Annotated in this window: 9 protein-coding genes; 5 read left to right on the top strand and 4 right to left on the bottom strand. The window is 52.0% G+C overall.

Features of this window, described 5'->3' with window-relative positions; all coding sequences use genetic code 11:
• Positions 1-142 precede the first annotated feature (142 nt).
• Together H6F80_RS24570 and H6F80_RS24565 are read left to right on the top strand one after the other, a co-directional pair.
• Complete coding sequence (locus tag H6F80_RS24570) at positions 143-1,102, top strand: alpha/beta fold hydrolase (RefSeq protein ID WP_190794143.1); 960 nt, start codon at positions 143-145, stop codon at positions 1,100-1,102.
• Positions 1,103-1,207: 105 nt separating this feature from the next.
• Positions 1,208-2,242: a 2-dehydropantoate 2-reductase gene (locus H6F80_RS24565; protein ID WP_190794142.1), complete on the top strand. Its 1,035-nt coding sequence runs from the start codon at positions 1,208-1,210 to the stop codon at positions 2,240-2,242.
• On the opposite strand, the gene H6F80_RS24560 is transcribed toward H6F80_RS24565, so the two are convergent.
• Complete coding sequence (locus H6F80_RS24560) at positions 2,202-3,038, bottom strand: sugar phosphate nucleotidyltransferase (protein WP_190794141.1); 837 nt, start codon at positions 3,036-3,038, stop codon at positions 2,202-2,204. The two genes, H6F80_RS24565 and H6F80_RS24560, sit on opposite strands and share 41 nt — an antisense overlap.
• Positions 3,039-3,562: 524 nt before the next feature.
• On the opposite strand from H6F80_RS24560, the gene hpsL reads away from it, so the two are divergent.
• Together hpsL and hpsO are read left to right on the top strand one after the other, a co-directional pair.
• Positions 3,563-5,338: a hormogonium polysaccharide biosynthesis protein HpsL gene (hpsL, locus tag H6F80_RS24555; RefSeq protein ID WP_190794140.1), complete on the top strand. Its 1,776-nt coding sequence runs from the start codon at positions 3,563-3,565 to the stop codon at positions 5,336-5,338.
• A gap of 187 nt (positions 5,339-5,525) precedes the next feature.
• A complete protein-coding gene (gene hpsO, locus H6F80_RS31440) occupies positions 5,526-7,682 on the top strand; it encodes a hormogonium polysaccharide biosynthesis glycosyltransferase HpsO (RefSeq protein WP_242067555.1) in 2,157 nt (718 codons plus the stop codon).
• A 3-nt stretch (positions 7,683-7,685) separates the two neighbouring features.
• Here hpsO and H6F80_RS24540 read toward each other — a convergent pair whose 3' ends face one another.
• Entirely contained in the window at positions 7,686-8,033 is a 348-nt protein-coding gene (locus H6F80_RS24540; RefSeq protein WP_190794139.1) for a PRC-barrel domain-containing protein, read from the bottom strand.
• 128 nt (positions 8,034-8,161) lie between these two features.
• Here H6F80_RS24540 and hpsP point away from each other — a divergent pair, with 128 nt between their 5' ends.
• A complete protein-coding gene (gene hpsP, locus H6F80_RS24535; RefSeq protein WP_190794138.1) occupies positions 8,162-9,325 on the top strand; it encodes a hormogonium polysaccharide biosynthesis glycosyltransferase HpsP in 1,164 nt (387 codons plus the stop codon).
• 39 nt (positions 9,326-9,364) lie between these two features.
• Here the strand turns inward: hpsP and H6F80_RS24530 are convergent, their stop codons facing one another.
• Together H6F80_RS24530 and H6F80_RS24525 are read right to left on the bottom strand one after the other, a co-directional pair.
• A complete protein-coding gene (locus tag H6F80_RS24530) occupies positions 9,365-9,706 on the bottom strand; it encodes an antibiotic biosynthesis monooxygenase family protein (RefSeq protein ID WP_190794137.1) in 342 nt (113 codons plus the stop codon).
• A 244-nt stretch (positions 9,707-9,950) separates the two neighbouring features.
• The coding region (locus H6F80_RS24525; protein ID WP_277879267.1) for a phosphoribosyltransferase family protein at positions 9,951-10,279 on the bottom strand (329 nt) is incomplete at its 5' end.

Here is a 10,279-nt window from a genome sequence, read left to right as displayed (position 1 = left end):
CTTGCCCTTTCCTAATAGGCTTTTTCTCTTTCCCGATCGCCTGAACGCTTGCAGTACAATAATTTACGATTGCTGATTTGCGATCCCCCCTTCTCTTCATCACTCAAAAACACCCTTAAAAAATCACTCCTGAGAAATGACTATGCAGGTTCGGATCTCTTCCTCTACCGGAGCCTACTGGCAGTGGCGCGGACAGTCAATTTATTACGTTAAAGCAGGGCAGCGACGCGCAGACCGTCCCCCCTTGCTACTGATTCATGGTTTTGGCGCATCCACCGATCACTGGCGCAAAAATGTTGACGGACTCTGCAACGAGTTTGAAGTGTGGGCGATCGACTTGCTGGGATTCGGTCGCTCTGCCAAGCCGGAGTGGGAATACAGCGCAGACGTCTGGCGCGATCAAATTCACGACTTTATCACTCAGGTCATTGGTCAGCCTGCAGTGCTGGCAGGAAATTCGATCGGCGGCTATGTTTCACTTTGTGTGGGCGCGCAGCGATTACCCCTTCACGGAACTGCGAAGCAAACGGATACAGTCGCAGGGCTAATTTTGGTGAATCCTGCCGGATCGTTTAGCGAAGCTCCTTCGGTGACCAAGCCCGACCCGTTCCGGGAAGTGTTTTTCAACCTGGCGCGATCAGTGATTTTGCTGCCGATGCCGAGCTATCTGCTGTTTCAGTACGTGCGGCAGCGATCGATTATTCGGCGGACGCTTTCCCAGGTCTATCTAGATCAGAGCGCGGTTACCGATGAGCTGGTAGAAAACATCTACCGTCCGTCCTGCGATGAGGGAGCGGTGAAGGTGTTTGCGTCAGTGTTCAAAGCTCCGCCCGGAGAGAAAAACGATGTGCTGGTCGAGCAGCTAACCTGTCCGCTGCTTATGCTGTGGGGTGAGGGCGATCCGTGGATGAATTCGCGAGAGCGGGGCGCAAGATTCCGTCAGCATTATCCCAGCCTTACAGAATACTATTTGCAAGCCGGACACTGCCCCCACGACGAAGTGCCCCATCAGGTGAACGCGCTCATCCGTGAGTGGATGTTGCAGTTGCCGAAGCCTGCGGTTTCTTCAGTTACGGCTGATGTGACTGTCGATTCTCAATAGAAAATATTTGGAACGGGTATCGATGCGTCCCCCAATTTTGATTCTGGAGGATCTCAGGGGCAATATAGTCCCCTGTCACACTGCTCAAACCACTTCCGATTCACCATGACCTATCCACCGCTGCCTGATTGTCGAACCTATGCCGTTATCGGGACAGGCGCACTGGGCGGATTCTACGGCGCAAGGCTTCAGCAGGCAGGCAACGAGGTGCATTTTTTGCTGCGAAGCGACTATGACACCGTGCGGCAACAGGGCCTAGTTGTGAAATCGATCGACGGAGACTTTCATTTGTCTCAGGTTCATGCTTATCGGGATGTGGGCGACATGCCTGCTTGCGATGTAGTGATCGTTGCCCTGAAAACGACGCAAAATGAGCGATTGCCTCAATTGCTGCCGCCGATCGTTAAACCAAACGGTATTGTTCTGGTGCTGCAAAATGGCTTAGGAATTGAACCGCAAGTCGCGCAGGTCGTGGGCAGCGATCGAGTGGTGGGCGGCTTGTGTTTCCTTTGCTCCAATAAAATTGCGCCTGGGGTGATTCATCATGTGGACTATAAGCAGATCACGCTGGGCGATTACGCAGACAGCTATGCCCCCTGTGGAATGACTGATCGCCTGAAGCAAATTGCTCAGGACTTTGAGCAAGCCGGAATCCCGATCATTCCATCTGAGGATTTGCTGATGGCGCGCTGGAAAAAGCTGATGTGGAATATTCCCTTCAATGGCTTATCAGTTGTTCTGGATGCCACGACCGACCGTATTATGGCAAACCCCTTCGCCCGACAGCTTTCGACCAGCTTGATGCAGGAAGTGCTCGACGGCGCAAATGCCTCGATCCAAATGCTCTCCGGTTCTGTCCATCCAGATTCTGCTCATTCAGGTTTTGCCCAGCAAACAGAGACAAATCGTGCCATCCCTGCCGATTTCATTCAAACCATGCTGGACTACACCGAAAAAATGAAGCCCTACCGCACTAGCATGAAGCTCGACTACGACGATCGCCGTCCGTTGGAAGTAGAAGCAATCTTCGGCAATCCGCTTCGCATGGCACAAGCCGCTGGAATCAATCTCCCTCGTGTTCAAATGCTTTATCAACAGCTTAAGTTTCTGGATGGGGAAAGGCGATCGGCTCAATGCTAGCGGGGGTGAAATCTCGAATTGCCTGCATCAGATCGTCTGGTGTGCCAATATCACGGTAGCTGCCCTGGGGAAACGGAACGGCGTTTACCGATAAGCCTGCGCCGATGCTCGCCTGAATCACGTCACCGATCGGCAATTCGCGCTCAGCAAGATGGGTTTGGAGAAAACGATGCAAAAACTCGGTGAAGCGAGGAGTCCAGAGGGCGATCGCCCACATATAGCGTAGATGGGTCTGCTGCGGCTTTTCAACAATTTGAAACACCTGCCCTGAGGTTGAATCAAAATCAACCATTCCCGCTTTCTGATACTTCTCGGTGGGAAAGAGCCCCAGCACAACATCTGCCCCAGTTTTTGCTTGCTGCTTCACCAGTTGCACAAAGGCATCTTCCGGCTCCAGCAAAATATCGGGAAAGCCCAGCGCGATCATGGCTCCCTGCACAAAGGGATACGCCTGGTTCAGGGTGTAGGGAACGCCGTGCGGCACATGAACTGTAAGATAGCCCAAGTGCATTTCCAGTAGCGAACCGTCGCCGTAGTATTGCGGAATATCCCACTTGCCTGGACGCAGAATAAAAAACGCTTTCTGGACTCCCGCCGATCGCATGTTCTCTAGCAGATAATGACTCACCACTTTTGGACGCATTCCTCCCTGAGCCGATCGAAAGCCGATCGGATAAAGCTCTTTGCTCATGGGTAAGGGCGCAAGACGAGTTGCCTGCCCGCCTGCCGGAAGGAGACCAATAATTTCAGGAGAACGGAAAGATGAGTTTTCTGAATCATGCGGGGCAGTGGTCATAGAAAAAGCACGGTAGAACAAAGAGATACTTTTCTTAAATTCCTGCATCTGAAGATATTGCAGGACAATTGTGCGGTTGCTTCGCAGCTTTCTGAACAGATGATCGAATTTCTAAAATTTCCGCATCAGCATCAATAGAATCGAGAAAATCAATGCATTTTCATGCGCGATCGATAGGATAACTCACCCTAATAGCTGCACTCCAGAGCACTTCCGCCAAGGGAGCGATCGAGATCTAATGCCTCACCGTGCAGGACGATCAGACGATCGTTAGATAATGAAGACTGGAATCCTGGCTTTAGTAAAGAGCGAGTGGCGTTAGGCGTTAATTAAAGGACAGCTTTATTGTATGGCTACCAGGGGAACGGCTCACCGTGCAGCAGTCACCCGAATGAGAAGAGGTTGCTGATTTTTTGAAGCCTGAGCTTTCGTAGGGGTTGCCCTTGGAGAGATTCACTTTTATCCGCTCGTTACCGTCGTGTCTTCTAGGGGAATAACTAAGGCGTAGTTCGATTGCCCCTCGGATGGTACTGAAAACGCGGCAGGCTCCAAAGCCACAGACCTCGAATGCAGAAAGCATTGCTCCCAGTTCGGCGGCTCCGAGCCTGAAAGAACGACTGGCTCAAAAGCGAAAAGCGGCGCGGCTGCGAAAGGAAATCACCAACTTTACGCTGTTTGCGGTCTTTTTTACGGTAATGGTGGGCGCGCCTCTGGCGATCGTGGGCGGCATCAAAATTGCGATCGCAGCCGTCGGCGGGGTTCTGATGCTGGCGTTTAGTTTTAAGTATCCAAAACTTGCCCTCTGGGGATTTATTATCTATCTGCCCTTTGGCGGCACAATCACCTATGCGATCGGCAATAGTCCTTTGCTTCAGCTTGCCAAAGATGGACTTTACCTGCCGGGGCTGTATGGCATTGTGCAGTACTGCAAACAACAAAAACTGCCGCTGCTGATTCCCAAAGCACTCATGCCTACGCTGGGGATTTTGCTGTTTTTTTGTATGGTGACCCTGTTAGGGGTAAATGGCTATCAGCAGTTTTTTGGCAAACCAGGCGAAAAGCCGATCGCAATGGGCATTTTGGGCTTGAAGGTGATGCTGGGCTATGTTCCGCTTATCGTCTGCGCTTACTATCTGCTCCGCAGCAAAGCAGAGCTACTGTTTTTCACTCGGCTAATGACCGTTCTGGCGATCGTCTGCTGCATTCTGGGCATGGTGCAATATCTGCTGCTGTTAACGGGACGCTGCGAAGGAACCCGGTTTGCGGTAGGCGAAGATTTGTTTAAGGCAACGCTGGAGGCACGCTGCTTTGTGGGTGGCGCGCTGGTCTACAGTCCGCAGCAGGACATGATTCGGCTACCCGGAACGTTTGTGGCTCCCTGGCAGTGGGGCTGGTTTTTGATTGCAAACAGCTTTCTTGTCTTTCCAACTGCGTTTAACGAGCCGAAGTTTTTCTGGCGGATTGCAGGCTATATCGGGCTGGGGCTAATTTTTGTGATGGCGGTCGTGTCTGGACAGCGAATTGCCCTTGCCCTCGTGCCGATCGCGATTGCGCTGCTGCTAGTCTTCACCGGACAGGTTGTGAACCTGAAGCGATTTGTTCCTGTTGCCGTGGTGCTGGGAATTACGCTGACGGCAGGGGCTCTCAATAACATGGCAACCGTTCAGGAGCGGATAAACAGCTTCGTTAGCCGATGGAATGCTTCGCCGCCCTATGCCTTTATCCTGGAGCAGTTTCACTGGGCACTCGATGACAATCTTCTCCTGGGCAACGGGTTAGGACGCGCCACCAACTCTGCCCGTGCCCTGGGAAAAACCGCGCTGGTAGAAACCTATTACCCCAAGATGCTCTACGAGATCGGTCCGTGGGGAACGCTGGCATTTTTAGCAATGGTTACAACGCTAACGGTTCTTTGCTTCAGGGCATATCGATCGGTGCGCGATCCATCCCTGCGGGGCTACGGTGCAGCTTTCTGGCTATTTATTCTATTCATCAGCTACAACACCTACTACTATCCGCTCGATGTTGACCCGGTTGCAGTTTATTACTGGTTTTTTGCGGGCGTAATTCTAAAACTGCCAGAGATCGAAAAGCTGGCGCGGCGAGAAGCAGAACAGGAATTGATCACGCCTCAAGCTGCCTTTAAAGGAAAAATTACAGGCAAAGGCACAGGTCGATTATCCCGAAAGGGCAACCGCTCTCCCTCAAGTCCGCGAGGTCAACCGTCATCAAGCCGCGAGCGATCGAGGTCTAAGCGGAGGTTTAAACAAGCCCAATTATCGTCTGAACCGCCCCCTTAGTTCCGCTATGTTAGGGAACTTTAAACCGTTTACTTCATGGTTTGGATTTACTTCCTGGTTTGGAGTATATGGAACCGTCTGTCAGGCAGCCTAAATTGCCCTAACCAAACCAAATTCCGATCGCCAAACTGTCCCCGTCCTATTCTTTAACGCGTTCATTTTCCTTTGTCCCTTTCTATCTCCTTCCATGTCTTTTCCTCTCATCTCAATCATTATTCCAACCTACGAACGCGAAACGATTCTCTGTGAGTCGATCGCCTCAGTGCTTCAGCAGGACTATCCTCACTTTGAAGTGCTGGTCGTGGACCAAACGCGACAGCATCAGCCCGACACCGAGGCATATTTGCAGGAAATGGATGCGGTCGGCAGAATACGCTGGCTACGGGTGGACTGGGCAAGTTTGCCGGGGGCGCGAAACTATGGCGTGCGGCGATCGGTCGGGGAGATTGTGCTGTTTCTGGATGACGATGTGCAGTTGCCGCCCGGATTCCTGGCAGCCCATGCCCGAAACTACGATCGCCCAGAAGTGGGAGCCGTGGCTGGACGAGTATTCGATCGCATGAAGCTGGCAGGCACAGAACCGGGATATGCGATCGAAGATTTGCCGCCAGAAGCGATGGATGCGGGAATTGCCTGGTATCACATCGACCTGGTGCATACGATCAAACCGCAGCAGGTGTTGACAGCGCGGGGCTGCAATATGTCGTTTCGCAGGACGCTGTTTACGCAGCACGACATCTGGTTCGATGAGCGGTTTCGCGGCAGTGCAGTGCGAGAGGAATCAGACTTTTGTTTGCACATTCGCAAAACAGGAATGATCATTTGGTACGACCCGGACGCACATCTCGTTCATTTGGGCGAGGAATCGGGCGGCTGTCATGACATCAGCACGCGATCGCTTCAGTATCAAATCAGCTTCTATCACAATCATTTCTTGATGGCATTAAAAAATCTCACTCCCTGGCAAGCTTGTCGTTTGGCAGCAAGTTTGTTTGACTGCCACGTTTTGGGGCATCCGCCCTGCTACAAAAGCGGCTCTCCGATTAAGGTTTTGACGCGGGGAATTTTCTATGGCATCGGCTTGCTGGATGCGTTGATGACTCAGGTTCGCGGTTTATGGGATGCGAGTCAGGTCTATACCCAACAAGACAAACTCGATCGGCCAACAAAACCGCTGCGAATTCTGGTGGTGAGCCATACCTACATCGTCGATCTCAACTGCGAGAAACTTCGATCGCTAGCACAGCTAGAGCCGGGAACCGAGGTCGTCGTCGTCGTACCAAAACGCTGGCGACCAGGAGGCGTACAAAAAGGAACGATCGAACCTCGTAGTTGGCAGGAAGGATCGTTTCGCGTTGTGCCTGTTTCTAACTGGAGCGAAAACCATCAGGGATTGCTTTGTTTTGGTGCGGAGCTAGTCACGCTGCTGCAACAGTTTCGTCCCCAGGTGATTCAGGTTGAGCAGGGGTCACGATCGCTTGCATACGCCCAGCTCATTGTGCTGAATCGGCTGCTGAAGCTCAATGCCAAACTGCTGTTTTTTACCTGGTGGAATTTGCCCTACAAGTTAAAACCTCCGGTATCGTGGCTGGAGCAGTTTAATTTGCGCCATACCAGCGGCATTATCTCAGGAAATCAGGACGGTGCGGAAATTCTGCGGCACCACGGTTATGAAGGCAAAATTCAGGTGATGCCCCAGCTTGGCGTAGACGAAGCGCGATTTTGTCCCCAGCCCCAGCACCAACTTGCAGCCCAGCTCGGCATCCAGCCCGATCAGTTTGTGGTGGGCTACGTAGGGCGGTTTGTCCCGGAAAAAGGACTGCTGACCCTGTGCGATGCGCTAGCGGAAATTCACCCCGAATTTAACTGGAGATGGCTACTGGTGGGACGGGGAGACCTGCGATCGACGCTTCAGGAAAAGGCTCAAAAAACGGGAATTGCCGATCGCTTGATCTGGGTTGAAAGCGTTCCCCATGCCGAGATCCCAAACTATCTCAATCTCATGCACACGCTGGTTTTGCCCTCGGAAACTTCGCAAGATTTTAAGACCCTGACTTCTGCAGGTTGGAAAGAGCAGTTCGGGCACGTTCTGATCGAGGCAATGGCTTGTCGGGTTCCGGTGATCGGCTCCGACTCTGGCGAAATTCCTTATGTGATTGACGATAGCGGACTGACGTTTCCCGAAGGCAATGCTGCAGCACTGCGCGATCGGTTAACGCAGCTAATGGCTCAGCCGGAACTGACGCGATCGCTGGCTCAGAAGGGATACGATCGGGCGATGTTGCACTACACCAATCTGGCGCTCGCAAAACAGCAGCTTGCGTTCTATCGGCAACTGGAATAGCCGCTAATTATAAGATTCAACAAACTCAATCCGGTATTCCGGCATTTGTTCGACCTGTGCTCTGGTCAGTCCTGATGCAAACAGTTTCCGCGAATGGGGATGAATGTAAGCTCGTCTTGCAGGCAGCAGCACAACGCGCCCCCAGCCTGCCAGTTCCAGGTCAACCACTACATACTGCGGACGACCATCGTGGCTGCACAAGACATCGCGAACCCGCCCAATTCTCTCGTGCGTGGTGTGGCTCATTACGCCTGCCACTAAATCCGAAAAAATCTCTGCCCCACGCAGGTCATATCCATGAAACTGCTGACGTTTGCGGCTGCCAAAGTCGATTATTTCTACGGGAACCATGATGACGCGAGTAATTGAGTTCTTTTGATTGCTATCTCTACGCTAATTACAACCCCGGCGTTTCACCTCCCTCACAAGCATTAACTCAGAAGTCTTAAAAATTTATTCACTTCTCCCCTGTACCAGCCATGTCTTCTCTCAGAATTCTTCAGATCGTGCCTGCTCTCTCGCTGGTTTACGGCGGTCCGAGCCAGATGGTACTGGGACTGGCAAAAGCGTTGGCAATGCAGGGCGTAGAAGTAACGATTCTCACTACGGCTGCAAATGGCGATCGCGGTCAGCCTGCTTTAGATGTTCCCCTCGGAAAACCCGTTTTTCAAGACGGCTACCGCATTCTTTACTTTCCCTGTGCCCCGTTTCGCCGCTACAAGTTTTCGGTTGACCTGCTGCACTGGCTAGCAGACCATGCCCAGGAGTTTGACCTGGCGCACATTCACGCCTTGTTTTCTCCTGTCAGCACGGCGGCTGCAACGATCGCCCGGCTCAAAAAACTTCCTTATGTAATGCGTCCTTTGGGCACGCTCGACCCAGCTGATCTTCAGAAAAAACGCTGGCTAAAACAGCTTTATGGCACGCTGCTCGAACGCCCTAACCTGAGCCATGCCGCCGCCGTTCACTTTACCAGCACTCAAGAAGCAAAAATTTCTGAGCGGTTTGGAGCCGTCACTCGCGACTGGGTAATTCCCCTCGGCGTTGATTTGCCGTCCGCCCTGCCACCCATCACCCAATCAACTGTGCCTCATCTCCTGTTTCTGTCGCGGATCGATCGCAAAAAAGGCTTAGAGCTCCTGCTGCCTGCTTTAGAACAGCTTGCTGCCGAAGAAATTCCGTTTCACCTGACGATCGCCGGAACCAACCCACAAGACCCAGACTACGAAAAATCAATTCTTGATCGCTTTCAAACTTCCTGCCTTGCCTCCCGAATCACCCTAAGCGGCTTTGTCTCCGGTCCGGCAAAGTGGGCACTGCTGCGATCGGCAGATTTATTTGTGCTGCCTTCTTATTACGAAAACTTTGGCATCGCCGTCGCCGAAGCAATGGCAGCAGGCGTTCCCGTCGTTATCTCCGATCGCGTTCACATCTGGCAAGAGATTCAGCAAAGCGAGTCCGGCTGGATTGCCACCTGCGAAGTTTCCAGCTTGACTGATCAACTGCGATCAGCTCTTCAAAATCAGACAGAACGGCAGCGGCGCGGACAAAATGCTCAAGCCCATGCTCAGACAACTTATGAATGGAAAGCGATCGGCGATCGGCTGATCAAGGCATACACTCAAGCCGTCACGCTGGCTTAAACCTCTCCTCCATCCATTAACCTATCCACTCCTCTCCTGCTACGCTTCCACTCTCCCATTCTCCGATGGCTGCACATCACAAACCACTTCATAAAAAGTGACCTCTGGTGGTTTTGCAAATAGCGGCTTCATCTTTTTGAGAATTGCTTCATGCTCTTGCGATCGATTCGCTTCCATATCAGCAGGGCTATCCCAGAAAATAATTGAAATGCCGCGATCGGTTCCCGGCTCCTGCAACAAGAATGTTCCTTCAAATCCTTGTCCGTAGGTTGAAACTGCCTCTTCATAGAGGCTACAGGCTTCGTCAAATTTACCGGGTTTAAATTCGCCAATCGCAACGTAGGCAAATCTTCGCTTCAAAAAATCTTGAAATTCTGACATAGGTTTACCTAATTTCTATTACGCCAAACTTGAAAAGACCTGTAGGGTTCTGTGTAGAAGTAAGAACTCTTACAGGAGCTTCACTTTTATGATCTGCTGTAGTCTAACGCACTTCATTGGAGCGATCGGGCATCCTTTAACCTTTATTTCGAATCAGAAGACACTCAATAAAAATACTTTCAACTACTTTCAAAAATTCTCCCTTCCTGCCTCATCCCCCCATCTCTTCCATCCCCCAACTCCCTCACCCCGCTGAGGAAACCGCGTTCCCCCGCCTCAACAAATCCCGCACTTCCTCATCCGAAGTCTGATCAAAATTCTCGTACCACTGCCCGATCGAATGAAGCGGCTCTGGCATTAAGAGACAAACTACCCGATCAACGATCGCCGCCAAACTTTTTACAACCTCAGCGGGTGCGATCGGTACAGCCACCACAATTGCTTGAGCCTCAGCCGCCCGAATCGTAGCAATAGCAGCGCGAATGGTCGAACCTGTCGCAATCCCGTCATCGACCAGAATCACAGTGTGCTTCCGCAGATCAGGAAAGGCTCGATCGCCCCGATAAGCTCGAT

Origin of the sequence: Leptolyngbya sp. FACHB-711, from assembly GCF_014695615.1 — a bacterium.
GTDB lineage: Bacteria > Cyanobacteriota > Cyanobacteriia > Elainellales > Elainellaceae > Leptolyngbya_A.
This window is presented reverse-complemented; position numbering and strand designations above follow the sequence as displayed.

What these genes read in the sequence shown, in the direction of transcription:
- H6F80_RS24570 (WP_190794143.1), top strand. Translation starts at nt 143, where the DNA reads ATGCAGGTTCGGATCTCTTCCTCTACCGGAGCCTACTGGCAGTGGCGC.
- H6F80_RS24565 (WP_190794142.1), top strand. Translation starts at nt 1,208, where the DNA reads ATGACCTATCCACCGCTGCCTGATTGTCGAACCTATGCCGTTATCGGG.
- H6F80_RS24560 (WP_190794141.1), bottom strand. Translation starts at nt 3,038, where the DNA reads ATGACCACTGCCCCGCATGATTCAGAAAACTCATCTTTCCGTTCTCCT.
- hpsL (WP_190794140.1), top strand. Translation starts at nt 3,563, where the DNA reads ATGGTACTGAAAACGCGGCAGGCTCCAAAGCCACAGACCTCGAATGCA.
- hpsO (WP_242067555.1), top strand. Translation starts at nt 5,526, where the DNA reads ATGTCTTTTCCTCTCATCTCAATCATTATTCCAACCTACGAACGCGAA.
- H6F80_RS24540 (WP_190794139.1), bottom strand. Translation starts at nt 8,033, where the DNA reads ATGGTTCCCGTAGAAATAATCGACTTTGGCAGCCGCAAACGTCAGCAG.
- hpsP (WP_190794138.1), top strand. Translation starts at nt 8,162, where the DNA reads ATGTCTTCTCTCAGAATTCTTCAGATCGTGCCTGCTCTCTCGCTGGTT.
- H6F80_RS24530 (WP_190794137.1), bottom strand. Translation starts at nt 9,706, where the DNA reads ATGTCAGAATTTCAAGATTTTTTGAAGCGAAGATTTGCCTACGTTGCG.